Origin of the sequence: Paraburkholderia fungorum (genome assembly GCF_003610895.1) — a bacterium.
In the GTDB taxonomy this organism is placed as follows: Bacteria; Pseudomonadota; Gammaproteobacteria; order Burkholderiales; family Burkholderiaceae; genus Paraburkholderia; species Paraburkholderia fungorum_B.
On record NZ_MCAS01000001.1, the window covers coordinates 631,339 to 656,793 of the forward strand.

The 25,455-nt window shown below is 60.2% G+C and carries 26 protein-coding genes and 1 pseudogene; 16 read left to right on the plus strand and 11 right to left on the minus strand.

The features are described from left to right. Nucleotides 1–34 precede the first annotated feature (34 nt). The 8 genes from BCY88_RS02690 to BCY88_RS02725 all read right to left on the minus strand — a co-directional run bounded on the left by BCY88_RS02690 (nt 35) and on the right by BCY88_RS02725 (nt 6,548). Nucleotides 35–1,312, minus strand: coding sequence for an NAD(P)/FAD-dependent oxidoreductase (locus tag BCY88_RS02690; protein ID WP_120342702.1), 1,278 nt, complete (start codon nt 1,310–1,312; stop codon nt 35–37). Beyond that, the gene (locus BCY88_RS02695) at nt 1,309–2,097 is read right to left on the minus strand and encodes an amino acid ABC transporter ATP-binding protein (protein WP_310796103.1); all 789 of its coding nucleotides are present in this window, start codon (nt 2,095–2,097) and stop codon (nt 1,309–1,311) included. Before BCY88_RS02695 ends, BCY88_RS02690 begins: the two co-directional genes overlap by 4 nt. A 2-nt stretch (nt 2,098–2,099) precedes the next feature. Beyond that, nucleotides 2,100–3,014: an amino acid ABC transporter permease gene (locus BCY88_RS02700; protein WP_120342794.1), complete on the minus strand. Its 915-nt coding sequence runs from the start codon at nt 3,012–3,014 to the stop codon at nt 2,100–2,102. 13 nt (nt 3,015–3,027) lie between these two features. Next, entirely contained in the window at nt 3,028–3,882 is an 855-nt protein-coding gene (locus tag BCY88_RS02705; RefSeq protein ID WP_183081251.1) for an ABC transporter substrate-binding protein, read from the minus strand. Nucleotides 3,883–4,022: 140 nt separating this feature from the next. After that, the gene (locus BCY88_RS02710; protein WP_120342704.1) at nt 4,023–4,259 is read right to left on the minus strand and encodes a hypothetical protein; all 237 of its coding nucleotides are present in this window, start codon (nt 4,257–4,259) and stop codon (nt 4,023–4,025) included. A 120-nt stretch (nt 4,260–4,379) separates the two neighbouring features. Next, nucleotides 4,380–4,850, minus strand: a complete 471-nt coding sequence (locus BCY88_RS02715) for an Lrp/AsnC family transcriptional regulator (RefSeq protein ID WP_120342705.1) — start codon at nt 4,848–4,850, stop codon at nt 4,380–4,382. Between the two features lie 88 nt (nt 4,851–4,938). After that, nucleotides 4,939–5,853, minus strand: a complete 915-nt coding sequence (locus BCY88_RS02720; protein WP_120342706.1) for a LysR substrate-binding domain-containing protein — start codon at nt 5,851–5,853, stop codon at nt 4,939–4,941. Nucleotides 5,854–6,164: 311 nt separating this feature from the next. Beyond that, nucleotides 6,165–6,548, minus strand: coding sequence for a RidA family protein (locus BCY88_RS02725; protein WP_120342707.1), 384 nt, complete (start codon nt 6,546–6,548; stop codon nt 6,165–6,167). A 322-nt stretch (nt 6,549–6,870) separates the two neighbouring features. Here BCY88_RS02725 and BCY88_RS02730 point away from each other — a divergent pair, with 322 nt between their 5' ends. The 12 genes from BCY88_RS02730 (at nt 6,871) to BCY88_RS02785 (ending at nt 19,974) form a co-directional block, all read left to right on the plus strand. Further along, nucleotides 6,871–9,243 carry a bifunctional salicylyl-CoA 5-hydroxylase/oxidoreductase gene (locus BCY88_RS02730; RefSeq protein WP_120342708.1) on the plus strand — a complete coding sequence of 791 codons (2,373 nt, stop codon included), beginning with the start codon at nt 6,871–6,873 and terminating at the stop codon, nt 9,241–9,243. Then, nucleotides 9,240–10,016 carry an SDR family NAD(P)-dependent oxidoreductase gene (locus tag BCY88_RS02735; protein WP_120342709.1) on the plus strand — a complete coding sequence of 259 codons (777 nt, stop codon included), beginning with the start codon at nt 9,240–9,242 and terminating at the stop codon, nt 10,014–10,016. The genes BCY88_RS02730 and BCY88_RS02735 overlap by 4 nt, the downstream gene beginning before the upstream one ends. Next, nucleotides 10,013–10,570 carry a MarR family winged helix-turn-helix transcriptional regulator gene (locus tag BCY88_RS02740; RefSeq protein WP_120342710.1) on the plus strand — a complete coding sequence of 186 codons (558 nt, stop codon included), beginning with the start codon at nt 10,013–10,015 and terminating at the stop codon, nt 10,568–10,570. The genes BCY88_RS02735 and BCY88_RS02740 overlap by 4 nt, the downstream gene beginning before the upstream one ends. Before the next feature lie 70 nt (nt 10,571–10,640). Further along, complete coding sequence (locus tag BCY88_RS02745) at nt 10,641–11,492, plus strand: enoyl-CoA hydratase family protein (protein ID WP_120342711.1); 852 nt, start codon at nt 10,641–10,643, stop codon at nt 11,490–11,492. A gap of 19 nt (nt 11,493–11,511) precedes the next feature. Further along, the gene (locus BCY88_RS02750) at nt 11,512–12,702 is read left to right on the plus strand and encodes an acyl-CoA dehydrogenase family protein (protein ID WP_120342712.1); all 1,191 of its coding nucleotides are present in this window, start codon (nt 11,512–11,514) and stop codon (nt 12,700–12,702) included. Further along, entirely contained in the window at nt 12,699–13,142 is a 444-nt protein-coding gene (locus tag BCY88_RS02755; RefSeq protein ID WP_120342713.1) for an acyl-CoA thioesterase, read from the plus strand. Before BCY88_RS02750 ends, BCY88_RS02755 begins: the two co-directional genes overlap by 4 nt. Next, complete coding sequence (locus BCY88_RS02760) at nt 13,139–13,534, plus strand: RidA family protein (protein ID WP_120342714.1); 396 nt, start codon at nt 13,139–13,141, stop codon at nt 13,532–13,534. The genes BCY88_RS02755 and BCY88_RS02760 overlap by 4 nt, the downstream gene beginning before the upstream one ends. Before the next feature lie 75 nt (nt 13,535–13,609). Continuing rightward, nucleotides 13,610–15,250: an AMP-binding protein gene (locus BCY88_RS02765; protein ID WP_120342715.1), complete on the plus strand. Its 1,641-nt coding sequence runs from the start codon at nt 13,610–13,612 to the stop codon at nt 15,248–15,250. 52 nt (nt 15,251–15,302) lie between these two features. Continuing rightward, nucleotides 15,303–16,526: a dienelactone hydrolase family protein gene (locus tag BCY88_RS02770; protein ID WP_120342716.1), complete on the plus strand. Its 1,224-nt coding sequence runs from the start codon at nt 15,303–15,305 to the stop codon at nt 16,524–16,526. A gap of 117 nt (nt 16,527–16,643) precedes the next feature. Further along, the gene (locus tag BCY88_RS02775; protein WP_120342717.1) at nt 16,644–17,321 is read left to right on the plus strand and encodes a glutathione S-transferase family protein; all 678 of its coding nucleotides are present in this window, start codon (nt 16,644–16,646) and stop codon (nt 17,319–17,321) included. A 169-nt stretch (nt 17,322–17,490) separates the two neighbouring features. Beyond that, the gene (locus tag BCY88_RS02780) at nt 17,491–18,999 is read left to right on the plus strand and encodes an MFS transporter (RefSeq protein ID WP_120342718.1); all 1,509 of its coding nucleotides are present in this window, start codon (nt 17,491–17,493) and stop codon (nt 18,997–18,999) included. A gap of 141 nt (nt 19,000–19,140) precedes the next feature. Then, complete coding sequence (locus BCY88_RS02785) at nt 19,141–19,974, plus strand: AraC family transcriptional regulator (RefSeq protein WP_120342719.1); 834 nt, start codon at nt 19,141–19,143, stop codon at nt 19,972–19,974. A gap of 143 nt (nt 19,975–20,117) precedes the next feature. Here BCY88_RS02785 and BCY88_RS40205 read toward each other — a convergent pair. The 3 genes and pseudogenes from BCY88_RS40205 to BCY88_RS02800 form a co-directional block, all read right to left on the minus strand. Further along, a pseudogene (locus tag BCY88_RS40205) lies at nt 20,118–20,261 on the minus strand (VOC family protein); the annotation flags it as partial. A gap of 320 nt (nt 20,262–20,581) precedes the next feature. Next, nucleotides 20,582–21,343: an isocitrate lyase/PEP mutase family protein gene (locus BCY88_RS02795; RefSeq protein ID WP_120342720.1), complete on the minus strand. Its 762-nt coding sequence runs from the start codon at nt 21,341–21,343 to the stop codon at nt 20,582–20,584. Then, complete coding sequence (locus BCY88_RS02800) at nt 21,330–22,388, minus strand: saccharopine dehydrogenase family protein (protein ID WP_120342721.1); 1,059 nt, start codon at nt 22,386–22,388, stop codon at nt 21,330–21,332. Before BCY88_RS02800 ends, BCY88_RS02795 begins: the two co-directional genes overlap by 14 nt. Nucleotides 22,389–22,524: 136 nt before the next feature. On the opposite strand from BCY88_RS02800, the gene BCY88_RS02805 reads away from it, so the two are divergent. The 4 genes from BCY88_RS02805 to BCY88_RS02820 all read left to right on the plus strand — a co-directional run bounded on the left by BCY88_RS02805 (nt 22,525) and on the right by BCY88_RS02820 (nt 25,443). Continuing rightward, nucleotides 22,525–23,118 (plus strand): TetR/AcrR family transcriptional regulator, encoded by a 594-nt coding sequence (locus tag BCY88_RS02805; RefSeq protein WP_120342722.1) that lies wholly within the window; start codon nt 22,525–22,527, stop codon nt 23,116–23,118. 117 nt (nt 23,119–23,235) lie between these two features. Continuing rightward, nucleotides 23,236–24,135: a DapH/DapD/GlmU-related protein gene (locus BCY88_RS02810; protein WP_120342723.1), complete on the plus strand. Its 900-nt coding sequence runs from the start codon at nt 23,236–23,238 to the stop codon at nt 24,133–24,135. 73 nt (nt 24,136–24,208) lie between these two features. Further along, nucleotides 24,209–24,451: a DUF7661 family protein gene (locus BCY88_RS02815; protein WP_120342724.1), complete on the plus strand. Its 243-nt coding sequence runs from the start codon at nt 24,209–24,211 to the stop codon at nt 24,449–24,451. 176 nt (nt 24,452–24,627) lie between these two features. After that, the gene (locus tag BCY88_RS02820) at nt 24,628–25,443 is read left to right on the plus strand and encodes a class I SAM-dependent methyltransferase (protein WP_120342795.1); all 816 of its coding nucleotides are present in this window, start codon (nt 24,628–24,630) and stop codon (nt 25,441–25,443) included. Nucleotides 25,444–25,455 lie beyond the last annotated feature (12 nt).

Here is a 25,455-nt window from a genome sequence, read left to right on the forward strand (position 1 = left end):
AACCTGTCACGCCATCCCGGCGCAGCCCATTTTGTTATTTGAACCTGCTTGGAGAGTACGGTGTTGGGTCAATAAAAGTCCGCTCTCCCATCATCAACTCCGCGATCAGACGTCCGCTCGGGGGTGCCGCTGTCATTCCGTGCGTACCATGTCCAAAACATAGCCAAAGACCTGGCTTGTCTGCCATCCGGCCAATTACGGGCAGGCTATCGGGCGTGGAAGGGCGTTGCCCCGTCCAGATTGACTGCGGTGACTGTGTCAACGCTGGAAATAGCTGCCTGGCATGAAACATAGCTTGATCGGCCCGTCTCTCGTTTGGCAAACCGTCGATCCCCGAGAATTCAACCGTTCCGGCCACGCGAAGGCCATCAAGCATGGGCGTGAATCCTATGCCCCTGTTCCGGTGGATGAAAGGCAGGCCGATTTCGAGCCCGCTGTTTTTGATCATCACGTGGTATCCACGCTGGCTCTCAAGCGGGATCTTTATTCCTAGCGGTGCCAGAAGTTGCGCCGACCAGACTCCCGCTGCGACCACCACGTCGCTCGCACGGTGATTTCCAGTCGAAGTCAGAATCAGCCATTGTCCGTTTTCAGGAATGAGCTTGAAAACCGACTCCCGGTGAAACTGCCCGCCATCGGCAAGAATCGTCTCCGCAAGCGCAGAATTCAGTCCGGCCGGACTCACGGTGTGAGCATTTCCATTCTTTAGTATTCCAAATTTAACAGAATCAGAAATTTGCGGGTATAGCTTCCGGATGTCGGCAGGTGAAAGGGTGTCTACTTCGAGGCCGAATTGCGCGATCAGACGCCGCTCCAATTCGAGGGCAGAACCCGACGGCGGCGTGTCACTCAGAATGACCTCGCCCCCTTCGCGAATATAGCGGTCATAGAGTTCCTGCCCGAGCAGTCTCTTCCACTCCTTCAAAGCAGGTGCATGCAACGCGTAAAGGCTGTGGGCGAGTGCCGTCATCCGTTGGAGTCTCCCAGCTCTCAACCAGAGGAAAAACCAAGGCAGGGCATGCAGAATATAGCGTGGATCGATCGCCAGTGGCCCCATCGGGTCACGCAGCCACCCCGGTATTTTCCGAAGCATGCCTGGTTGAGCACCCGGCATGAAACTGTCCGGCGAAATGAAGCCTCCGTTCCCGAACGAGGCTCCACCGGGCGAAGGCAACGGATCGATGATTGCGACACGACGTCCGGCCAATTGCAGGCTCCGGGCCGCAGAAAGACCTGCAACGCCGCCACCTATTACGAGTATTGGATTACCCATTGAAACCGTACCTTTTACGCAGGTTGACTGGATGCTCATGCGAGGAGGCGCTCAAGGAAACAGCGGGCTCTGTCAGTTCGAGGATTCGAGAAAATCTCAGATGGGGGGCCATCTTCGATGATGCGGCCTCCGTCCATGATGACCACCCGATTTGCGACTTCGCGTGCAAAGCCCATTTCATGCGTAACAACGACCATCGTCATACCGGCACTTGCCAGGTCACGCATAACCTTTAACACCTCGCCCACGAGTTCCGGGTCCAGCGCCGAGGTGGGCTCATCGAAGAGCATGATCTTCGGGTGCATCGTCAGCGCGCGCGCAATTGCCACACGTTGTTGCTGTCCTCCCGAGAGTTGCGATGGATAACAACCCGCCTTCTCAGACAGCCCGACCTTTTTCAGCATCTCCAATGCGTCGCGCCTAACCTCAGCCTTGGGTCGTTTGAGCACAACCGTCGGCGCGAGACAGAGGTTTTCCAAGGCAGTCATGTGCGGAAACAACTCGAAGTGCTGAAACACCATGCCGATGCCGCGCCGCCGGAAACACACCTCAGCAGTCTTCAATTCATAGAGTTTATGTCCTTGCTGGCGATACCCCACCAGTTCCCCGTCCACGCTAAGCCGGCCCGAATCCACGTATTCAAGATGGTTCATGCAACGTAGCAATGTGGATTTACCCGACCCCGAAGGGCCTATGATGCAGACCACCTCTCCCTGCCCGACGTTAAGGTTGATCCCTTTAAGAACTTCCGTGCTCCCGTAGTTCTTGCAAACGTCTTGAGCCTCGACCATCACCTTGCGAGATTGCATAGCATCGGTGCTCATCATCACTTTCCCCTCTTCATTGTCTTTACCGACTTGTTCAGACGGCGTTCGATATGGGTTTGAGCGATGGTCAGAATCGTCGTAACCACCCCGTACCAAATGACGGCAACCATCAGGAGCGGAATCTGTTCAAACGTACGAGAGTAAATTTGCTGGACCGTCGTCAGCAATTCCGTGTAAGCGATCACGCTAACCAGCGACGTCGCCTTCACCATGGATATCACCTCATTGCTGAGCGGCGGAACGACCACTCGCATTGCCTGCGGAAAGACTATGTGCCGCATTGCACGAAGCGGCGTCATGCCAAGCGCCAAAGCCGCACGAGTCTGGCCCGTCGACACCGACAGGATGCCGGAGCGCACAATTTCAGAAACATACGCTGCCTGGGCGAGACCAAGCCCGAGAACCGCCGCTATCAATTGAGTGATTACCTTGTTGGTCGCCACAATCTTGATCGAAGGTCCAAACGGAATACCGATAGACAGCACCGGAACCAACGCTGAGAAGAAATAGATGAACAGAATCATCACTAGCGGCGGAATACCACGGAAAATCCACGTATAGGACGCGCTCGACCACGATAAAAGTGGATTTTCCGAAAGCCGCATGATCGCAAGCAGAATGCCAAGACTGATGCCGACGATCTCCGCTAAAACCGTTAGAAGCAGGGTATCTCCGACTCCCGTCAGAACCGGCCCGCTAAACAGGTACTCCCATACCGTATTCCAGAGCCAACGGGGATTCGTAATCAGAAGATCAGAAATGCTAAGGATGACGTACAGCATGAGCGCAGCGCTGAGCCAACGGCCAGGATGGCGCAGCGGCACAACCACAAAGCCCTCGCTGTTTGATTTGTCGGTCTCCCTGGTCGACGGAGAGGAGCGCGAATCAGCAAGAGAAGGGGTTTGATTTCGCATGATGCGGTTCACCTCAGAGCCAGGCGTCGTTGATTGTGAACTTGTCGACCATGGTTGCACCTTGTCCCCATTTGTCGAGGATTTCCTTATATTTTCCGCTCTTCTGGACGGCCTCCAGCCCCGCTTTGATTGCATCTCGCAACTGAATGTTTTGCTTGCTAACCGCATAACCCAGGAGCGCAATGGGATGCATTTCGCCAGCCAGCTGGAGCGTTGAAGGGGCCTGACTCACGTCATAGCCAACAGCCGCGCTGTCACCTGACCAGACGTCAGCCCGATCCGAGCGGAGCGCAAGAACAGCGCCGTTAGGATCTGCAAAGGTCTGGACCTCCAGTGGTTTTCCGGCGGTTTGGCATTTCACCTGTTGAGCGTTGAGCTCCTTTTCCTGGAAAGTGCCTCTAACCACAGCGACCCGTTTTCCACAAAGGCTCGCCAGGTTAGTAATTCCATTTGCATTGCCCTTCAATGTAGCCATACCGACTCCGGCCTTAACATAATCGACGAAGTCAACTTGCGGCTGGCGGGATTTCAGATCCCCGATCGAACCAACGGCGAGATCAGCGCGGCCGGCCGTGATCGACGGAATCAGGCTATCGAACGTACCCATGGTGTATTCGAGCTTAACGCCCAGCGCCTCGACCACCGCCCGCGTCAGGTCAGCCTCCATGCCCTCGATGGTGCGTACATCCTTTCCGAGGAAAAGCATGGGTGGCCCGCTCTCGGCCGCAACCACTCGCAGTACGCCTGCGTCGCGAACAGATTGAGGCAAGAGCCTGGTCAAGCCTGTTTCAGCATATGCCGGCAACGCAACCAAAGCGGATAGAGCAAGCGCCAACGCCGGCGCGGCGAATTTCTTAAAGAATTTCATCCGACAATCCTCCCTTGCGATTCTTAAGTTGAATATTACTAATTGAACCGGTGCGTCCCCCATGTGATCCAGAATCGCATGGCCATAATTGGCTGCCTAATCACCTTTTCTGATACACCATAAGCGGGTCGCATGGCCATTCAGTCAGCATGCGGGCGGTCTTCGACGACCTTGTGCTCGAGCCATTTGACGAAGTTCGCCGCGTAGCGGATCTCGTTTTGAGACTCTGGGAGGGGCTTACCCCAATCTTGCGAAAGCAGTGCCGCGAGATCGGCCGGATTCAGAACCGCAACGGCGGTGGCGCCGTTGCTATGTGCCCAGGCACCGCCCATATACCAGAGCGATTTGAAGAACAGGATCGGATGTCCTGGCGGCATGCCTGAACTCCTCGCCGGTTTTTGCAGCGTTTATTCTGGAGCGAGACACGTTGCCGAAACTTCTAATGTCCGAGCCGTTCGTTTATGTTTTTTCGCATGTGGATACCGCCGCGAGAAAATTCAGAGCCAATCGGGTCCGTTCGCCGATGCGTGTTTGACGACCTTCGTGACGATGTACGTGAAATAGCGCTCGATGCCGAGATCCTCCATAAGCAAGGTATCCACAAAGCGCTGGTAGTGATCGATGTCGCGAGTCATCACGTGCACCACGTAGTCGACGCCTCCGCCGGTCGCGTAACATTGCGTCACTTCATTGGCTGCGGCCATTCGCTGCTCAAAACGCTGCATAGCATGCGCGGTGTGGCGCGACAACGTAACTTCCAGGACAATGCGACTACCCCGAAACACATCGACCCAATCGATGTCTGCACGATAGCCCAGAATCACTCCACACTCTTCGAGCTTGCGCACGCGCTCCCACGCAGGAGAAATCGAAAGATTCACCTCCTCGGCCAGCCTCGATTTCGTAATCCGGCCGTCGCGCGCAAGGATACGCAGGATCGCGAGGTCGTAGCGGTCAAGCTTGATCATTTCATTGCCACGGGAACATTGCGTTCGACGATATCGGCAACCACCGCAATAGTGTCACCGCCCTGTACGCGTCAATATCGAGTCAACGCTATCGCGCCATTTCGGACATGATCTGGCGCACGCTGTTCTCGACCAATTCCAGAAATTGAGCTTGCCCGAATGTCTCCTGCCGGCAAGGCGCCCAGTACGCCTCGATGTTCAACGTCGCCTCCGGCTCAAATGGCCGCCGCACAATCGTGCCGTGGCGATACAGATAGGCCGAGATCGGGTCGAGAATCGTGAAGCCAATCCCGGCCTCGACCATCGCGAGCGCGGTCAATGCAGCCGGACATTCGGCGACGACCGGTGGTGGACCACCCACCTCGGCGAAGGCGGCCTCGACGATATCGTCGACGTGCTCCGCACGCGACAGGGTAACCATCGGCTCCTCGCGCAGATCCTCCGCCGTGATTACACTCTTCTGTGCGAGTGGGTGCCCAACTGGCAACAAGCAGATCATCCGCTCGCTCACAAGAAGCTTCGAGCTCACGCCAGGAATCGCTGGTTCCGCAACCGCAAATCCAATATCGACTTTCTGCGAAGCGACCAGTGCCTGCACGTGGCCCGAGCCCGAGGAGACGACCGAAAAATGAACGTCGCCCACCTCCTGCCTGTATGCCTTGATTGCTGCCGGTAGCACTGCAGTGGCGAACGCCGGCGTCGAGCCGACCACAATCCTGCGCCTGTCCTGTCTCGCGAGGTGGGCACAGAACGTGTTCACCGTATCAAGCCCCGTAAACGACCGCTCGATCTCTGCAAAAATCAACTCGGCTTTTCTCGTGGGAACGAGGCGCCCCGCGTGTCGCTCGAACAATGGGAACCCAAGACGCTCCTCAGCTTCCTTAAGGACATTGCTGACGGCCGGCTGCGTCACATGGAGCCGTGCCGCACCGCCCGTTACTGAACCGGTAAGCAGCACAGCATAGATTGTCTCAACATGGCGAAAGTTTAGCGGGCGAATCATGAATTGCCTCTCTGAACGAGGCAATCATTGTCGCACGCCACCTGGCCCATCTGCCCACCAGGCAAACCCTACACCACCACGCTCCGCATCCCATTCCTATGGTCGGCATAGCATCGTATGGCATCCTCACAAAAAACCGACATAGCCAGAAGTGCTCGAGACTATAAAGCGCCGTTTCTATCAACGGTTTCCGTCCCGTCGTCAATTCGGCGAATAGACGCCCATTCTCCGCAGCAGCACGGCTGCGGAGAACCCTACGATGCCGGCACCAACAACCGCGACGCGACGGCTGGCGGATGCTGTCGTATGCATCATCCTTCAATCACGGCCTGTGCCACCAACTCGATGTGCATACCGGGGACCAGCAGCGCTTTTACTACGACCGTGGCCCGGTTCGGGTACGGATATTCAAACAGCTCCCCGTAGACTTCGTTCATCGCAGCAAAGTCATCCGGATCGGTCAGGTAGATGGTTAGCTGCACCACGTCGGAGAGCGTGCCGCCCGCCGCCTCCAACGCGGTCCGCAGGTTCGAGAAAGCCTGGCGCGCTTGCGTCGTCATGTCTGCGTCGGACAGGATCAGACCCGTCGTCAGGTCACGGGGCACCTGCGACGTGTAGATGTGCTTGCCTGCGCGCACGGCGTTGCTGATCGGAAAGTTGGACTGGGTCGGCGTGTCAATGCGTTGAAAGGACATGTGGGTTTCTCTCGAGACCAGGGATTTCGGTTGAAACCAGAATCGCATGATTGAGATTGGTCGCCTAATCACATTTCCTGATGATGCATAACTGACTAGCCGTGCGTCGTCTGTGCCCTTTGTGCGATCGCCCGGATTGAGCAGTACGCCGCCGCGCGTCGTATGGCGTGCCCTGCGATTACAGAAGCTGCCGAACCTGACGGTGACCGCCCGGTCGCACGGAATCAGGTCTCCGCCAGGTTACTCGGCGCCACAATTTACTTGACATCTAAACTATCGACGCCTAAATTACTTTCCAGAGCGACACCACTGGAGAGTCAACATGCGCATCGTATGTATCGGCGGCGGCCCGGCCGGCTTGTATTTCGGCCTGTTAATGAAGGGCCGGAACCCGGCGTATGACGTCACGGTGGTCGAACGCAACCGCCCCTATGACACCTTCGGCTGGGGCGTCGTATTCTCAGACCAGACGCTCGGCAACCTGCGCGCCGCCGACGCCCCGAGCGCGGACGCGATTCTCGACGCCTTCAATCACTGGGACGACATCGAGATCAATTTCCGCGGCAGTCAGATCCGCTCGTCAGGCCACGGCTTCTGCGGCATCGGCAGAAAACGTCTGCTGAATATCCTGCAGGCACGCTGCGAAGAACTGGGCGTCAAGCTGGTTTTCGAAACACAGGTGACGGACGACGCAACCTACGACGCCGACTTGATCATCGCCTGCGACGGCGCCAACAGTGCGATCCGTCAAAAGTATGCAGCCGCCTACAAACCCGCGATCGACATGCGCGATTGCCGCTTCGTCTGGCTCGGCACCAAAAAGCTCTTCGACGCCTTCACGTTCGCCTTCGAAGAAACGGAGTTCGGCTGGTTCCAGGCCCACGCTTATCGCTTCGACGATCAGACCTCCACCTTCATCGTGGAAACACCGGAACACGTGTGGCGCGCCGCCGGCCTCGACGAAATGAGCAAAGAGGACAGCATCGCGTTCTGCGAGAAACTGTTCGCCAAGTACCTGGACGGCAACGCGCTGTTATCGAACGCCGCGCATTTGCGCGGGTCGTCGCAATGGGTTCGCTTCCCGCGCGTCGTCAACGAGGAGTGGGTGCATTGGCGCAGCAACGCCGACGGCACGCAAACGCCGATCGTGCTGATGGGCGACGCGGCGCACACCGCGCACTTCTCTATCGGCTCGGGCACCAAGCTGGCACTCGAAGATTCGATCGAACTGGCCAACAGCATGGGCGCGCATCCGGGTGATCTGCCTGCTGCGTTGCAGCACTACACGGACGTACGCAGTATCGACGTGCTGCGCATCCAGAATGCCGCGCGCAATTCGACGGAATGGTTCGAGCATGTCGACCGCTATACGTCGTTCGAGCCGGAACAGTTCGCGTATTCACTGCTTACGCGTTCGCAGCGCATTTCGCACGAGAACTTGCGGGAACGCGATGCAGGCTATCTCTCCAGCTTCGAAGACTGGCTCGCACACCGCTCAGGCATTGACCGCGCGCCTGAAAGCCACTCCGTTCCGCCGATGTTTACGCCCTTCACGTTGCGTGGCGTCACGCTGAAAAACCGCGTCGTCGTCTCGCCGATGGCGCAATACTCCGCCGTCGACGGCATCGCCGGTGACTATCATCTGATGCATCTCGGTGCTCGCGCCATGGGCGGAGCCGCGCTCGTCATGACGGAAATGACCTGCGTGTCGCCCGAAGCGCGCATCACTCCCGCCTGCCCCGGCATGTACGCGCCGGAACATCTCACGGCGTGGAAGCGCATTGTCGATCTCGTGCACAAGCAGTCGGACGCGAAAATCGGCATTCAACTCGGGCACTCGGGCGCCAAAGGTTCGACACGCGTTGCGTGGGAGGGCATCGATCAGCCGCTTGAAGAAGGCAACTGGCCGCTCGTATCCGCTTCGCCGCAACAATATTTGAGCGGCGTCAGTCAGACCTCGCATGAAGCCACCCGGGACGAACTCAACGAAATCGAAGCACAGTTCGTACTCGCCGCACAAATGTCCGCGGAGGCAGGCTTCGATTGGCTCGAACTGCACTGCGCGCATGGCTATTTTCTGTCGAGCTTCCTGTCGCCGTTGACCAACCACCGCACCGACGAGTACGGCGGTTCGCTTGAAAACCGTCTGCGCTACCCGTTGCAGGTCTTCAAGGCGATCCGCGCGGTCTGGCCGCAAGACAAGCCGATTTCCGTGCGTATTTCCGCCAACGACTGGGTCGAGGGCGGCACCACGCCCGACGACGCCGTGCACATTGCCCGCGCCTTCAAGGCAGCAGGCGCCGACATGATCGACGTCTCGTCGGGCCAGGTCAGCAAGCAGGAAAAACCCGTGTACGGCCGCATGTTCCAGACGCCCTTCTCCGACCGCGTGCGCAACGAAGCGGGCATCGCCACGATCGCGGTCGGTGCGATCTCCGAAGCGGACCACGTCAACAGCATCATCGCAGCGGGCCGCGCCGATCTCTGCGCCATCGCCCGGCCGCATCTCGCCAATCCGTCGTGGACGTTGAATGAAGCCGCGAAGATCGGTTACTTCGACGTGATGTGGCCGAAGCCTTATACGGCGGCCAAGTCGCAACTCGAGCGCAATCTCGAACGTGAGCGCGCTCAGGCTGTGGCGAACGCGGGCCTGTCGGCACAAGAACGCGCACAACGCGCCGAAGGCACCACGTGAATACGCCAACTATCTCGACGCTGACAGGGCAGCATGCCGTGGTCACCGGCGGTGGCAGCGGCATCGGTGCAGCGGTGGCCGAAGCGTTGTTGCGCGCCGGCGCGCGCGTCACGTTGATGGGCCGCAACGCCCAACGCCTCGACGCGCAGCGGGAAAAACTCAACGGGCTCGGCGAAGTCGCGTGCATCAGCGTAGACGTGACCCACGAAGAATCCGTCGAGATGGCATTCGCACAGGCGGGCGCAATCGACATCCTCGTCAACAACGCCGGCCAGGCGCAGGCCGCGCCCTTCGCGCACACCGACATGGCGCTCTGGCAGCGCATGCTCGACGTGAATCTCACGGGCGTGTTCCTCGGTACGCGCGCCGTGTTGCCCGGCATGCTCCAGCGCGGTCACGGCCGCATCGTCAATGTCGCTAGCACGGCGGGCCAGATCGGCTATGCGTACGTTGCAGCGTACTGCGCCGCGAAACACGGCGTGATCGGTCTGACGCGTTCGCTTGCTCTGGAAGTCGCGACCAAAGGCGTCACGGTCAACGCTGTCTGTCCCGGCTATACGGAAACCGAGTTGCTGCACGCATCGCTCGAACAGATCACCAGCAAGACCTCGCGCACCGAACAGCAGGCGCGCGAGACACTGCTTCGCTCGAATCCACAACATCGCTTCGTGAGTCCGGAGCAAGTCGCCAACGCCGTGCTTTGGCTCTGCCAGCCCGGCTCGGACGCGATCACGGGCCAATCCATTTCCATCTCCGGTGGAGAAGTAATGTGACCAAGTCATCGAATATCAAAACGCCTCCATCGGCCGAAACCAAGCCGGCGCGCAAAGGTGTCGCCAAACCTGCGGAGAACGTCGTGGATCTGGAAATGAGTACCGGCGCCGACAGTCATATGGGCCTGCGTTTGTGGCTGCGCATGCTGACTACGACCAACCTCGTGCAAGCCGAATTGCGCAAGCGCCTGCGCAACGAATTCGACACCACGTTGCCGCGCTTCGACTTGATGGCGCAGCTAGAACGTCATCCGGAAGGCCTGAAAATGACCGAGCTGTCACGCCGTTTGATGGTCACGGGCGGCAACGTGACCGGCATTACGGACCAACTCGAGAAAGAAGGACTGGTTTCGCGTGACACCGATCCGAACGATCGCCGTTCGATCAGCGTCTGCCTGACACCGGCCGGCCGCAAGGCGTTCGACAAGATGGCGGTAGCGCACGAACAATGGGTTGTCGAACTGTTCGGCGGCCTGAGCCTCGACGAAAAATCGCGCACCCATCAGCGCCTCGGCAAACTCAAGCAACATCTGCTCGACAGCCTGAAAGACTGATCCGCAAGGAACTGGGCAACTATCTTGCATGGGACCGGAGTAAGTGCTCTGGTCGACATAGGAGACACGCATGACACGATCCAATACCGACGCGCTGCTGGCCGGCAACCGCCTGACGCTCGCCGGCTACGAGGCCCAGCACTTCGGCTGGTCGGTCGCCGGCAAGGTCGCGACGATCACCCTGAATCGACCGGAACGCAAGAATCCGCTGACGTTCGAATCGTATGCGGAGTTGCGCGATCTGTTCCGGCAACTCGCCTACGCAACCGACGTGAAGGCGGTGGTGATCCATGGTGCGGGCGAGAACTTCTGTTCCGGCGGCGACGTGCACGACATCATCGCCCCGCTGATCGATCTGCCGATGCCTGAATTGCTGCTGTTCACGCGCATGACCGGCGATCTGGTCAAGGCAATGCGCCACTGTCCGCAACCCATCATCGCCGCGGTCGACGGCGTGTGCGCCGGCGCCGGCGCGATTCTGGCGATGTCGTCCGACATGCGGCTCGGCACCGCGCGCAGCAAGCTCGCGTTTCTGTTCACACGCGTCGGCCTCGCCGGCTGCGATATGGGCGCGTGCGCGATCCTGCCGCGCATCATCGGTCAGGGGCGCGCATCCGAATTGCTGTTCACCGGCCGCTCGGCGAGTGGCGACGAAGGCCACGCCTGGGGTTTCTATAACCGCCTGTGCGAACCGGCAGCGCTCCTCGCGGACGCGCAGAAGCTCGCCGCCGATCTCGTCGCCGGTCCGACTTTCGCGCACGGCATCACGAAGAAGATGCTGCACCAGGAATGGAGCATGAGCATCGACGAAGCGATCGAATCCGAAGCGCAAGCCCAGGCCATCTGCATGAGCACGCGCGATTTCGAACGCGCGTATAACGCGTTCGCCGCCAAGTCGCGCCCCGTGTTCGAGGGAGATTGAATTGAGCACTCACAGCGATATGGATCTGCACAGCGCGCTGGCGTGGCCGTTTTTTGAACCACGCCACCGCGAACTGGCCAAGGGGATCGAAGCATGGTGCCGCGACAATCTCGCTCACGTCGAGCATGATGACGTCGACGCGGCCTGCCGCCGGCTCGTCCGCCAACTCGGTACGGCAGGCTGGCTGAAATACGGTGTCGGCGGCGTTGCCTATGGCGGCCATGGCGACACCATCGACACACGCGCCGTATGCCTGCTGCGCGAGACGCTGGCCAGCCATTCCGGTCTGGCGGATTTCGCGCTGGCGATGCAAGGGCTCGGCTCAGGTGCGATCTCGCTTGGCGGCACGCATGAGCAAAAGACGCGTTATTTGCCGCGCGTCGCCAACGGCACGGCCATCGCCGCCTTCGCGCTGTCTGAACCGGAAGCCGGATCGGACGTCGCCGCGATGGCCCTCTCAGCGCGGGAAGACGGTGACTTCTACGTGCTCGACGGCGACAAGACGTGGATCTCCAACGGCGGCATCGCGGATTTCTACGTGGTGTTCGCCAGAACCGGCGAAGCACCGGGCGCACGCGGCATTACCGCCTTCATCGTCGATGCCGACACGCCGGGTCTGGAAATCGCCGAACGCATCGACGTCATCGCGCCGCATCCGCTAGCGCGTTTGCACTTTGCCGGCGCACGCGTGCCGCGCGGCCAGATGCTCGGCGCACCCGGCGAAGGTTTCAAGCTCGCGATGCGTACGCTGGATATCTTCCGTACGTCGGTCGCCGCTGCGTCGTTAGGTTTCGCACGGCATGCGATGGCTGAGGGCCTCTCGCGTGCGGCGTCGCGCAAGATGTTCGGACAGACGCTCGGCGATTTTCAGCTGACGCAAGCCAAGCTCGCGCAGATGGCATTGACGATCGACAGCAGCGCGTTGCTGGTCTATCGCGCGGCGTGGCTGCGTGATCAGGGTGAGAACGTTACGCGTGAAGCGGCGATGGCCAAGTGGCACGCCAGCGAAGGCGCGCAACAGGTCATCGACGCGGCCGTGCAGCTCTATGGCGGCATGGGCGTGCAAAGCGGCACCGCCGTCGAGATGCTGTACCGCGAAATTCGTGCGTTGCGGATCTACGAAGGCGCGACCGAGGTGCAGCAATTGATTGTTGGCCGCGATCTGTTGAAGGCGCACGCCGCGGCGGTCGCCAGGGACGCGGCGCAATGAACACGAGCTTCGAAAGACCTGTCCGCATCCGCTTTTCGCACTGCGATCCGGCCGGCATCGTGTTTTTTCCGCAGTATCTGGTGATGACCAATGCGTTGGTCGAGGACTGGTTCAACGAGGGCCTGCGGATCGACTACGCGCAGATGATCGCGCAACGCCGTGTCGGCTTGCCTATCGTCAAACTCGATTGCGAGTTCTCGCGGCCGAGTCAGATGGGCGAAACAATCACGCTGTCGCTCAAGGTCACGAAGGTGGGGCGCCGCTCCATCAGCATCGAGATCGTCGGCCGGCACGGCGACGAAGTCCGCTTCAGTGCAAAGCAGGTACTGGTCACGACATCGCTTGAGCACGGCACATCCATCGACATTCCCGCCGACATCGCGAGCGCGCTCGCGGCGTTCGCTCCACAGCCCGAACCCATCGAGGCACATCGATCATGAAAAAAGCTCTCCTTCCCGCAGGTTGGATCCAGCCGCGCGGCTACGCGAACGGCGTTGCGGCAACCGGCACGCAAGTATTCATCGCCGGCCAGATCGGCTGGGACGAACAGGCGCGTTTTCAGACCACGGATTTCGCGCAACAGGCGATTCAGGCACTCAGGAACATCGTCGCCGTACTGCATGAGGCGGGCGGCAAACCTGAGCATCTGGTCCGCCTGACGTGGTACGTCACGGACAAGCGCGAGTATCTCGCCTCGCTGAAAGATATCGGCCGAGCGTTTCGTGAGCTGATCGGCGACTACGACATCGCGATGAGCGCCGTACAGGTCGTTGCCTTGATCGAAGACGAAGCCAAGGTCGAGATCGAAGCAACGGCAGTGATTCCCCAGTAAGCGCAGCACACGAAACACGCAGCCCACCAAGCCAACCGAAGCGCATTCAGCCGGCTCAACGCCCGGGAGACCATGATGGAACCGTCAGCACACGTCGATACCTTCGCGCGCGACAATCTTCCGCCGCAGGATCAATGGCCTGTCTTTCTGCTCGACAACCCGGACGTTGCCTACCCGGCGCGCTTCAATTGCGCGACGGAATTGCTCGAGAGAACGATCGAAGCGGGCCATCGCGACCGTCCGGCAATCTGGTCGGACGTGGATGGCAAACCGCAAGCAACTACGTACGGGGAATTGCTTGCTCTCGTGAACCGCAGCGCGCATGTACTGGTCGATGAAATGGGTTTGCAGCCGGGCAACCGCGTGCTGCTGCGCGGACCTAACACCTTGCACATGGCGGTGGCAGCGCTCGCCGCGCTGAAGGCCGGTCTCGTCGTGGTGCCCACCATGCCGCTCTTGCGGGCCAAGGAACTCAAGCAGATCATCGAGAAAGCGCAAGTTGGCGCCGCACTATGCGACGCGCGCCTGACCGATGAGCTCGCGCGCTGCAACGATCCTCAGGACGAGTTCTACTGCGCGGGCCTCAAGCAAACACGCCTCTTCCACGACGATTCCGCTGATTCGCTCGATAGCCTCGCGCGCACCAAACCGGGCGACTTCACCGCGTGCGACACCGCCGCCGACGACGTCTGCCTGATCGCCTTCACCAGCGGGACGACCGGCGCACCGAAAGGCTGCATGCACTTTCACCGCGACGTGCTGGCAATGTGCGATCTGTTTCCGCGCCACGTTTTGAAGCCTTCATCGAGCGACGTGTTTTGCGGCACGCCGCCGCTCGCCTTCACATTCGGCCTGGGCGGCTCGTTGTGTTTTCCGCTGCGAGCCGGCGCGTCGACGGTGCTGATCGAGCGGCTCACGCCCGAGACCTTGCTGCAAATCGTCGAACGCTTTCACGCAACCATCATGTTCACCGCGCCGACCTTCTACCGGCAGATGGCGCCGCTCGTCGCGCATCATGACGTTTCAAGCCTGAAGAAAACCGTTTCGGCAGGCGAAGCGTTACCGGATTCGACGCGCCGTCTATGGCACGACGCCACGGGTATCGACATGATCGACGGGATCGGCGGCACGGAACTGATCCATATTTTTATTTCGGCGCAAGGCGACGAAATTCGCCCGAACGCCATCGGCCGCGCGGTGCCGGGCTACGTCGTGCAAGCCGTGGACGACGCCATGCAGCCGGTCCCGGCCGGCACCATCGGCAAACTCGCAGTGCGCGGGCCGACGGGTTGCCGCTACCTGGCCGATGACCGCCAGACGAAGTTCGTTCGCGACGGCTGGAATCTTCCCGGCGACTCCGTCTACCTGGACGAAGACGGCTACGTGTTTTATCAGGCTCGCGCCGACGACATGATCGTCTCCGCCGGCTACAACATCTCCGGGCCAGAAGTGGAAAGCGTGCTGCTGCAGCACGACGCAGTGGCGGAATGCGGCGTGATCGGCGTGGCCGACGAGACGCGCGGGCAGATCGTGAAAGCCTTCGTGGTGCTGAACCCAGGTTATACGCCAGGTGACGAACTGGTCGCGCAACTGCAGGATTTCGTGAAAAATACCGTGGCGCCGTATAAATACCCGCGCACCATCGTATTCATCAAGGCGCTGCCGCGTACTGAAACCGGTAAGCTCAAACGCTTTGAACTGCGTACGCTGAAGTAGCCCCTCATGTAACCCCTCATGTAGCGCCTCTATCCTGCCGGAGATATACCGCATGGCTGCCTCTTTCATCGAAGTCGTCGCCCAGGATGGCGGCCGTTTCAACGCCTACGTTGCGCGTCCGGCGCAAGGCTCGGGTCCTGGACTCGTCCTGCTGCAGGAAATTTTCGGCATCAACGAAACGATGAAGTTGGCGGCCGACCGCTTCGCTGAAGAAGGCTACGTGGTGCTGGTGCCGGATCTCTTCTGGCGGATCAAGCCGGGCATTTCGCTCGGCTACGGCGAAGCCGATATGAAACAGGCGCTCGACTGTCTTGGGCGCTTCGACGTCGATCTCGCCATCGACGATATCGCGGCAACGGTCGCGACGTTGCGCGCGTTGCCCGAGCAGGCCGGCAAGGTAGGCACGGTGGGGTACTGTCTTGGCGGCAAGCTCGCGTTCCTGAGCGCGGCACGCACCGACGTGGACTGCGCGGTCAGCTACTACGGCGTCGGCCTTGAAGCGCATCTGGACGAAGTGCCGGCCGTGCGCTGCCCGATGGTGTTTCACTTCCCCGAAAACGACGCACACTGCCCGCCTGCCACGCGCGAGCGAATCAGCGCTGCATTGCGCACGCGCCCGCAGATCGAGCAATACGTGTACCCGGGTTGCGACCATGCGTTCGCCTCGGCATCGCGCCCGCAATATGACAAACCCGCCGCGATGATGGCCTATTCGAGCACGCTCGCACTGCTGCGTAAAGTGCTGGGTCCGGTCTACGATCTGAACGCGTTGTGGGAGGCACATTGCTACTACGAGTTTGCCACGCGCGACGTCGATGCGGTCATGCCGACCATGGTCGCGCAACCTTACGTCAACCACGTCCCCACCATGACGGGCGGCGTCGGCCATGACAGGCTCAAGCGCTTCTACACGCATCACTTCGTCAATTCGAATCCTGCCGATACCAAGCTGATTCCAATTTCACGCACCATCGGCGCGGATCGCGTCGTCGACGAATTCATTTTCAGCTGCACGCATAGCTGCGAAATCGACTGGCTGCTGCCCGGCGTCGCGCCGACCGGCAAATATTTCGAAGTGCCAATGCTGGCCGTGGTGTGCTTTCGCGGCGACAAACTGTACAACGAGCACATCTATTGGGATCAGGCTTCCGTGCTGGTGCAGGTCGGCTTGCTGAATCCCGAGGGATTGCCGGTGGCCGGTATCGAAAGCGCACGCAAGCTGCTTGATGAGACCTTGCCGTCGAATCAGTTAATGGGCACGAAGTCACGGGTTTGACGATTGGCGGGGGTTGGCGGGGTTTGACCGTGTTTGGTCGGCAGTGGGCAACTAGAGCCCCGCCTCGGCGCAACACCCCTATGATGTGACTCTTCACAGGCCAACCTCCCCCGACCCATGCTGATCGTCCATCACCTGAACAACTCCCGCTCGCAACGCGTGCTGTGGCTGCTTGAAGAACTTGGTGTTCCGTACGAGATCAAGCGCTACGAGCGCGACCCGAAAACGATGCTCGCGCCGCCTGAATTGCGCGCAATCCATCCGCTCGGCAAGTCGCCCGTCATTGTGGACGACGGCCAAACCATCGCCGAATCGGGCGCGATCATCGAGTATCTGGTCGACAAGTACGGTCAAGGCCGCTTCGCGCCCGCCGCGGGCACCCCCGAGCGTCTACGTTACACCTACTGGATGCACTATGCGGAAGGCTCGGCAATGCCGCCGCTGCTGCTCAAGCTGGTGGCGCTGCGTATTGCCGGCGCGCCGATGCCGTTCTTCGCCAAACCGATCGCCCGCAAGATCGCCGCGACGCTCCAGTCGAGTTTCATCGATCCGCAGTTGAAGCTGCATCTCGGCTACATCAATAAGGAATTGAGCACGAGCGGCTGGTTCGTCGGCAACGATTTCTCGGCAGCCGACGTGCAGATGAGCTTTCCACTCGAAGCCGCCACCGCGCGCGGCGGCATGGAAGGACAGATTCCTGCCGTCGTCGATTTCCTCAAGCGCGTTCACGCCCGGCCGGCCTATCAACGGGCGCTGGAGCGCGGCGGCAAGTATGAACTGCTGGGCGGCGACTGACGGCGAGACGCGCCCAGGAATTCGTAGTTGTGACTCGAAACTCGCGGGTGCTAGACTAAATTTCCCATTGCCATCAGCGGCTATCAGCGGATTACCGACCGGATCTGCGACTTCGTGCCGAGCGGCGGCACGTCCTGCATCCGTTTGGTCGAGGCAAAGGAGTCCCCGCATGACCCATTCCATCCACGGCAACAAACGCTGGCTCGCACTGATCGTTCTGTGCCTCGGCGTGCTCATGATCGTGCTCGATACGACGATCGTGAACGTTGCATTGCCGTCGATCGCCGCGGACCTCGGCTTTACCGAAACATCCCTGGTGTGGGTGGTCAATGCATACATGCTCACGTTCGGCGGTTGCCTGCTGCTCGGCGGGCGCTTGGGCGATCTGTATGGCCACCGCAGGCTGTTCCTCGGCGGCATCACGCTGTTCACGCTGGCGTCGCTCGCATGCGGCATGGCGAATTCGCAAATCCTGCTGGTGTGCGCGCGTGCCGTGCAGGGTTTGGGCGGCGCAGTCGTCTCCGCTGTGTCGCTGTCGCTGATCATGAATCTGTTCACCGAAACCGGCGAACGGGCCAAAGCGATGGGCGTATACGGCTTTGTCTGCGCGGGCGGCGGCAGCATCGGCGTCCTGCTCGGCGGCCTGCTGACCAACCTGCTCAGTTGGCACTGGATTTTTCTCGTCAACCTGCCGATCGGCATCGCCGTCTATGCGTTGTGTGTCGCGCTGCTGCCGTCGGCGCGTGGCCATGCTCATGGTGAACGGCTCGACGTCGCCGGCGCGGTAACCGTAACGGCTTCGCTGATGCTCGCCGTATACGCGGTGGTGAACGGCAATGAAGCCGGTTGGACCTCGGCGCAGACGCTGGGCCTGCTGTTCGCCGCGCTCGCGCTGCTGGTTGCATTTCTCGTGATCGAAGCGCGCGTGCAGCATCCGTTGATGCCGCTCGGTCTGTTCCGCTTGCGCAATGTCGCGACCGCCAACGTGGTCGGCGTATTGTGGGCGGCGGCGATGTTCGCATGGTTCTTCATCTCTGCGTTGTATCTGCAGCGCGTGCTCGGTTACCGGCCCTTGCAGGTCGGACTCGCGTTTTTGCCGGCTAATCTGATCATGGCGTTCTTTTCTCTCGGCCTCTCCGCGCGCGTGGTGATGCGCTTCGGTCTGCGCGTGCCGTTGGCCGCCGGGCTGCTCGTCGCGGCGTGTGGGCTCGCGCTGTTCGCGCGGGCACCGGTGCACGGCAGCTTCGTGCTCGACGTGCTGCCCGGCATGATCCTCCTCGGTTTCGGCGCGGGCATCGCCTTCAATCCCATGCTGCTGGCTGCCATGAGCGACGTCGACCCGAGCGATTCAGGCCTCGCGTCCGGCATCGTCAATACATCATTCATGATGGGTGGCGCGCTCGGTCTCGCGGTGCTCGCCAGTCTCGCCGCCGCGCGCAGCGACGCGATGCAAGCCTCGCAAAGCGCCACCGCTGCGCTCAATAGCGGCTATCACGTAGCATTCCTGTTCGGTGCAATATTCGCTGCGGTGGCGGGTGTGCTGGGCGGTTTGTTGCTAAGGCCGGGGCAGCCTGGCAACGCTCACGCGGATGCGGACGCTCACAGTCGCGACCATGACCCATCAGTAACGGAACATCCTCGCGCCGCCGGCAACGAGGCGGCGACTGAAAACTATTGAGCGGCACGCGGCGAATACCGGGCGCCCGCATCAAGGCCGAACGCAAAGCCGCGCGAGAAACCAGGTGCAAAACCGCAAGCGCGATCAAATGCGACGGGGCGCGCCCGGCTATGCTGGTTTCATGCAGACACGAGAGCAGAAATGAACCCCGTCGGAAAAGCGCTCTGGTTTATCGAAAGCCATTTTTCCCGCGTACTGACGCTCGACGAAATCGCCGGCGGCGGATGTGTGTCGCGCTTTCATCTGGCGCGTGCTTTCGAAGCGGCCACCGGTTTTTCGGTGATGCGCTACGTTCGCGCGCGCCGCTTGAGTGAAGCGGCGCGACGCCTCGCCGAAGGTGCCCCCGACATTCTGGCGGTCGCCGTCGACGCCGGTTACGGCTCTCACGAAGCATTCACGCGTGCGTTTCGCGAGCAATTCGGCCTCACACCCGAAGCGCTGCGCGCGCGTGGTCACCTCGACAACCTTGCTCTCGTGGAGCCGATCAGAATGGACAAGCCCTTTCTTACTCATCTCGAACCGCCGCGTTTCGAAGACGGCAAACCGTTTCTCGTAGCAGGCCTGAGCGAGCGCTATACATGCGAAATCACCGCTGCGATTCCTTCGCAGTGGCAGCGCTTTGGCGCCTACTTCGGCAGAGTGCCGGGCCAGGTCGGCAACGTGGGATATGGCGTCTGCTACAACGCCGACGACGCCGGCAATGTCGACTATCTGTGCGGCGTCGAAGTCAGCGACTTCTCGGCCTTGCCTGCCGAACTGAGCCGCTTGCGCATTTCTCCGCAACGCTACGCGGTGTTCACCCACCGCGAGCATGTCTCCACGGTGCGGCACACCTGGAACACGATCTGGAATCAATGGCTGCCGGCATCGGGACATGTTCCCGCCGACGCGCCGAACTTCGAGCGTTATGACGAAAAATTCGACCCGGTCAGCGGCATGGGTGGGCTCGAAATCTGGCTACCGTTGAAGGCTTGATGGCAGATGGCCGGTTCGCGCCGGCCATTGACGCTGCGCCTGGTTTCAACGATATCGCATGCAAGACAGTCGGGAATCGTCGCTGCGCGTCTGGCGATGAGAGGCGACCTGGCCCTCGCGAGTTTGCGTAATAGAAGGAAGAGTTAGGCCTCGGGTTGGTGACAAACCGCTTCGATGTTGTGCCCGTCCGGACCCGTGACAAAAGCGGCGTAGTAGTTCGCGTGGTAGTGCGGGCGCAGACCGGGCGCACCATTGTCTTTGCCACCCGCTTCAAGAGCCGCGCGATATTTCGACGGGATCGCTAAAGCCAGGAAGCGCCTCCGGCAAGTGGGATTCGATACTTGCGATACCGTCCTCAAGCTTGAGATCGATTCCGAACGGCAGCAAAAATTCTCGACGGCCCGCCTCCGTCCGTGAGTTAGTTTATACGAGTGTCGATATGACGCTCCAAAGCGGACGTTGTGTCATTCGTCCCCCAGGGGCTCGAGCCATCGCTGAACATCACGATTCGATCGGCATTCTTAACCGATCGAATCGCTAAACGCCGCACGAGGGCCGGGGACGTTATCCAATGTCGGCCGGGTATGAAAACCGGTGGATGAATTGGTTAGCCGACGCCTTGCGCGGCCGCTGCGAGCGCTTTCATCGCCAGCATGTATGGGTACGGACCATGACTGATTCGGGCGGCGCCATTTTCCGCGAGTTCCGCGATGGAAGGTGTTTCTCCCAGACGCATGATGTTGACCGGGAGAGGTGATGCAGCCGTCAACTCGCGGATAAGCGCGGGTGATTGAAGACCTGGCACGAATAGACCGTCGGCCCCCGCTTTTGCATAGGCCCGCCCTCGCGCCAGCGCCTCCTCGACCATGCGGCTATCGTGCTCTTCCGGTGGGCGTGTGAAGAATACGTCGGTGCGCGCATTGATGAAATACTCAACCCCTGCGCGATCAGCGGCACTTCGCGCGGCGGCGATACGAACCGCCGCGTCTTCGACAGCGCGCAAGGCACCTGTCGCGGGAAAGCTATCCTCGATGTTGCAACCGGCTGCCCCTGCTTCGATGCTGAGCGTTATCGTATCGGCCACGTCCTCGAGTCTTTCTCCATAGCCACTTTCCAGATCCACGGTGACCGGAAGATCGGTCGCGCGTGCGATCTTTGCGAGTACCTCCATGACGAGCGCTCGTGGCATCTTCTCTCCATCGGAAAAACCATTGGCCGTGGCCACTGACCAGCTTCCCGTAGCCAGCGCAACGGCGCCTGCCTTGATCACGGTAGCGGCACTTCCGGCATCCCACACATTGAACAGGATCAACGGATTTCCTGCTCGATGGAGCGATCGAAAATAGGCACCCTTGTCATTGCTGCTCATGCTCACCTCTCCTCGTGAATATCGGGCTGGACACCGCGTCATAGGAAACCGTCACCGTATCGAGCGCGGCGAGAAAATCCCTGGCATCAAAAATCTCTCCCAGACTTACAACACCCCCTCGCGGCGCAACCTTGCCGCTCAGCAGCCGCTCGGCCGCTTCCACGACGATCGGTGCACTGACCGCATAGATGTCGCGTCCCGTTGCCGTGACACGGCGCGTCGCTCCGCTCTGTACGATAACGACGTCCACAACGAATTGTTGAGCCGACCGTCCCTGCTCCTCGTGAGGCTGGGGCGATGGCGTATTGGGATCGCGAATGTCGCGCAGCGCCGAAAGAGCGAACCAGGACTCAACCGTGTCGATGCGCAAATGACGCGAGACGGTGAGCACCTCCGTAAAGGGGAGCATCACCACGTCCATGTCGCCGAACGGCGACCGGAATGACCACACACCTTCGGGCGCAGGCTGCGGCACAGGCGCCAGCCGCCCCTCCTCCTGGATGAGCCGTGTCGCGCGATTGCGTTCGCCCGTCAGGCGCGTGCCACGCGTCGGATGCCAGCTGTCGAGGCCGATAGCGATGTCGACCCTGTCGATCGGCTTATCTTTGTCTGCGGCTGCCGTGACCAGCAAATCGGCAAGTCCGCCATAGAACGCCGCTGCAGGGAGAAGCGCCACTCCCGCAGCGCGTGCGCGCGTATCGTGTTGCTCGATCAACGCCTGGAGCGCGGGCTGTTCCGCCGTGACGTCGAGATAAGGAATCCTCGCGCGCAGCGCAGCATCGGCGACCGGCAACGCCGTATCGAGAAAAGGTCCGGCACAGTTGATAACGGCATCCGCGCCGCGAAGCGCCGCGTCGAGTTGTTCAGGGTCGTCGATGGCAGCGACGCGCCATGGAGTCGAGTCACCGGCGTTGCCCTGGCTCAAGCGCGCTGAATCACGCCCTATCCGCACGACGCCCAGGCCACGCCGCTTCAATTCCGCGACAACAAAGTTTCCCGTGTGGCCTGTGGCCCCGTACACCGCAACAGTCATTCGGTCGTTCATGGTTGACTCCGATATAAGATTGACTACGCTACAGACCTGTCTGTGTTTGTAATACAGATCTGTAGCGCCGTCAAGCTTCGAGTGCTATGCTTGGCAAGAGTGTTCAGGCATAAGAGATCTTTGAGGTTGAATCCGAATGAAGAAGGAAGAACAAGCGCCCGGGCTTGCCCCTGATACGCGTGAGCGCATTCTGCGGACGGCCAGCGAACTTTTCTATCGGGAAGGCACGCGTGCAGTTGGCGTCGACCTTATCGTGGCGCGGGCGGGTGTCGCCAAGACGAGCCTCTATCGTCATTTCGGGACGAAAGATGAACTGATCGAAGCTTTTCTTCACCTTGAGGATGAGGACTTCTGGCAGCATTGGGATGCGGTTGCCGCACAGCACAAAGGCGCGCCGCGTGCGGAACTGGACGCACAACTCCAATGGATTGGCGAACGCATTGCGCGTCCGGGTTATCGCGGCTGCCCGCAGATCAACATCGCCGCGGAATATGCGGACGAGAATCACCCGGCCCGCAAGGTCGCGGTGGCGCACAAGCAAGAACTGCGACGGCGACTCACGGATCTGGCGCGAGCCTTGCGCGTGGAAGGCCCGGAGACTTTTGCTTTACGGCTGGGCACGGTCATCGACGGCGCACTCAGTAGCGGACAGGCGCTGCACACAGCGGGGCCCGCACGGTTCCTGCAGGAACTGGCGCAGATACTGATTCCGAAGAAAACGAGGAAGTGACCCACGCATCCTGCTGCGGACGTTCAGCTATGATGCTCCGTTCCACCGGTCGCAAGCTACAGCACCTGCAACCGGTGCTTCAAGATCAATCGTCGCGTTGCGAAAGGGGAATCTTCGATGGCTATTCAACGAACCGGCCACAGGTACCGTGATACGGCTACAGGCAAGACTATCGATGTCTGGTTTCCCGCTTCCGGCACCGGCAAGAAGCGCGGCTGCCTCGCTGAGAAAGCCGGCGTTATTGCGGGAGATTTTGTCGATGTGGTGATCGAGTCGCTTGAAGCTCCTCCGGTTTCGACGGAAGAAGCCTATCTGCGTTTGCACCTGCTTTCCGAGCGATCCGTAAAACCCAACGAGATCAATCTCGACGGTATTTTCGGCCTCCTGCCCAATGTTGCCTGGACATCCGCCGGCCCCGTTTTCCCAGTGAATCTCGACGATCTCCGGGACCGGGTAGCAGGCGAGCACCATCATCTAACGGTGTCGTCGGTCGATAAATTCCCGCGGATGACGGACTACGTCGTGCCGGAAGGCGTGCGGGTTGCCGACGCGGATCGCGTGAGACTCGGTGCCCACCTGGCAAGTGGCACAACGGTGATGCATGAAGGATTCGTCAACTTCAATGCGGGCACGCTTGGCGAGTCGATGGTTGAAGGCCGCGTGACGCCGGGCGTTACAGTCGGCAAAAATTCGGACGTCGGCGCCGGCTCATCCATCATGGGCACGCTCTCAGGCGGGGGCAAAAGCAGGAACTCCATCGGCGAACGCAGCCTGCTAGGAGCGAACGCAGGAATAGGGATTTCACTTGGAGACGAGTGTATTGTCGAAGCCGGTCTTTACGTCACGGCCGGTACGAAGGTGAAGATGCCCGATGGCACCGTCGTGTCGGCAAGACAGCTGTCCGGTCAATCGGGCCTGTTATTCCGCCGGAACAGTCAGACCGGAGCGGTCGAAGTACTGCCAACCGATTCCTCCCGCTGGGGTGGACTGAATACGAGCTTGCATAGCAACGACTGAGTAGCGTCAGTCTTCCGCACGAGCCCTGACTTGATAGCGTGTTACGGAAAAACCTGATCGGACGAAACTCAGCATGCCAGAAGAATATCTTTTCGATGTCTTTGGTCAGATCATTGCGGTCACCAGGAACAATGATGCCTGGACGGCTTTCCATCTCGGCCAGGAAGGTAAGCGCCGTCGTGCTGAGTTCGAGATACCTTCGTTCGTCGCAGCGAATGAATTGGAACAGTATCTCGACGATCTATTTCATGAAGATGCCACGCCATCGCGTCCGTGCGTCGTGCAACTTCGCGCAAACCAGGGCTCCATCCGTTAGTGCAATCGCGTGACCATCCTCCTGGATAACCTGGCGCTCAGCATGTAACTAACCGTATTAATACAAGGTGTCAGGTAACAGTCAGGATGGTGAGTTACCGCACACAGGTGGGTGCCTGCCAGGTGTAGTTTGTCAGGGAGACATTTGAATCGAGAAATGACGTGGCACTCACCGACATGCAGGATCGCATCAACCGTGCGGTGTGGAGCAGCCGCAGTGGGCGCAACGGGTTCGCCGTGGCAAGCGGCTGGACCGATTCTGGCGAGGCCGCGGCTTTCTCCTGGGTGGCACAACAGGTGCAACACCAGCCGATTCTCGATGTGGGCGTGGGCGGCGGCAGAACCGTCGCCTTGCTGACGGCGATAAGCAACGACTACACCGCAGTCGACTACACGCCCGAAATGGTCACGATTTGCCGCCGTAACCATCCGGGCATCCGCGTGCAACAGATGGATGCTCGCGACATGTCGGTCTTTCCAGATGAGAGCTTTGAGCTGGTCGTATTCAGCTACAACGGCATCGACGCGGTGGATTACCCTGGGCGCCGCGCCATCTTGCGGGAGTTCGCCCGCGTGCTGAAGCCGGGCGGCCTGGCACTGTTTTCGGCCCACAACCTGTACGGCCCGAGCTACCGTGAAAACCCGCTGCATCTTCTACGCAGGCCTAACCTGTCGGCAAATCCGATTTCAGTCTGTATCGATGTTGCGAGGATCGGATATTCGCTGACAATCGGCACCGTCAATTACCTGCGCTACTCGCCTCTCAATCATGAATTCGACGGTTACGCGATCCGGGTCTGCGCCGCGCACGAATTCGGCATCGTTATCATGTACACCGATATGAATACGCAGTGCCGCCAGCTTGCCGAAGTGGGTCTGCACACAGAAGCGGTGTTCGGAAACGCGACAGGGCGGCACATGCAAGAGGGTGACGATGTGAGGAACGATTCATGGTTCCACTTCATCGCGCGCAAGGTTGTGGCACGCTCGTAGCAGGTCCACGAC

What these genes read in the sequence shown, in the direction of transcription:
- BCY88_RS02720 (WP_120342706.1), bottom strand. Translation starts at nt 5,853, where the DNA reads ATGATTCGCCCGCTAAACTTTCGCCATGTTGAGACAATCTATGCTGTG.
- BCY88_RS02820 (WP_120342795.1), top strand. Translation starts at nt 24,628, where the DNA reads ATGCAGGATCGCATCAACCGTGCGGTGTGGAGCAGCCGCAGTGGGCGC.
- BCY88_RS02785 (WP_120342719.1), top strand. Translation starts at nt 19,141, where the DNA reads ATGAACCCCGTCGGAAAAGCGCTCTGGTTTATCGAAAGCCATTTTTCC.
- BCY88_RS02750 (WP_120342712.1), top strand. Translation starts at nt 11,512, where the DNA reads ATGGATCTGCACAGCGCGCTGGCGTGGCCGTTTTTTGAACCACGCCAC.
- BCY88_RS02780 (WP_120342718.1), top strand. Translation starts at nt 17,491, where the DNA reads ATGACCCATTCCATCCACGGCAACAAACGCTGGCTCGCACTGATCGTT.
- BCY88_RS02745 (WP_120342711.1), top strand. Translation starts at nt 10,641, where the DNA reads ATGACACGATCCAATACCGACGCGCTGCTGGCCGGCAACCGCCTGACG.
- BCY88_RS02765 (WP_120342715.1), top strand. Translation starts at nt 13,610, where the DNA reads ATGGAACCGTCAGCACACGTCGATACCTTCGCGCGCGACAATCTTCCG.
- BCY88_RS02805 (WP_120342722.1), top strand. Translation starts at nt 22,525, where the DNA reads ATGAAGAAGGAAGAACAAGCGCCCGGGCTTGCCCCTGATACGCGTGAG.
- BCY88_RS02730 (WP_120342708.1), top strand. Translation starts at nt 6,871, where the DNA reads ATGCGCATCGTATGTATCGGCGGCGGCCCGGCCGGCTTGTATTTCGGC.
- BCY88_RS02690 (WP_120342702.1), bottom strand. Translation starts at nt 1,312, where the DNA reads ATGAGCATCCAGTCAACCTGCGTAAAAGGTACGGTTTCAATGGGTAAT.
- BCY88_RS02815 (WP_120342724.1), top strand. Translation starts at nt 24,209, where the DNA reads ATGCCAGAAGAATATCTTTTCGATGTCTTTGGTCAGATCATTGCGGTC.
- BCY88_RS02800 (WP_120342721.1), bottom strand. Translation starts at nt 22,388, where the DNA reads ATGAACGACCGAATGACTGTTGCGGTGTACGGGGCCACAGGCCACACG.
- BCY88_RS02725 (WP_120342707.1), bottom strand. Translation starts at nt 6,548, where the DNA reads ATGTCCTTTCAACGCATTGACACGCCGACCCAGTCCAACTTTCCGATC.
- BCY88_RS02775 (WP_120342717.1), top strand. Translation starts at nt 16,644, where the DNA reads ATGCTGATCGTCCATCACCTGAACAACTCCCGCTCGCAACGCGTGCTG.
- BCY88_RS02700 (WP_120342794.1), bottom strand. Translation starts at nt 3,014, where the DNA reads ATGCGAAATCAAACCCCTTCTCTTGCTGATTCGCGCTCCTCTCCGTCG.
- BCY88_RS02755 (WP_120342713.1), top strand. Translation starts at nt 12,699, where the DNA reads ATGAACACGAGCTTCGAAAGACCTGTCCGCATCCGCTTTTCGCACTGC.
- BCY88_RS02705 (WP_183081251.1), bottom strand. Translation starts at nt 3,882, where the DNA reads ATGAAATTCTTTAAGAAATTCGCCGCGCCGGCGTTGGCGCTTGCTCTA.
- BCY88_RS02770 (WP_120342716.1), top strand. Translation starts at nt 15,303, where the DNA reads ATGGCTGCCTCTTTCATCGAAGTCGTCGCCCAGGATGGCGGCCGTTTC.
- BCY88_RS02715 (WP_120342705.1), bottom strand. Translation starts at nt 4,850, where the DNA reads ATGATCAAGCTTGACCGCTACGACCTCGCGATCCTGCGTATCCTTGCG.
- BCY88_RS02710 (WP_120342704.1), bottom strand. Translation starts at nt 4,259, where the DNA reads ATGCCGCCAGGACATCCGATCCTGTTCTTCAAATCGCTCTGGTATATG.
- BCY88_RS02695 (WP_310796103.1), bottom strand. Translation starts at nt 2,097, where the DNA reads ATGAGCACCGATGCTATGCAATCTCGCAAGGTGATGGTCGAGGCTCAA.
- BCY88_RS02810 (WP_120342723.1), top strand. Translation starts at nt 23,236, where the DNA reads ATGGCTATTCAACGAACCGGCCACAGGTACCGTGATACGGCTACAGGC.
- BCY88_RS02760 (WP_120342714.1), top strand. Translation starts at nt 13,139, where the DNA reads ATGAAAAAAGCTCTCCTTCCCGCAGGTTGGATCCAGCCGCGCGGCTAC.
- BCY88_RS02795 (WP_120342720.1), bottom strand. Translation starts at nt 21,343, where the DNA reads ATGAGCAGCAATGACAAGGGTGCCTATTTTCGATCGCTCCATCGAGCA.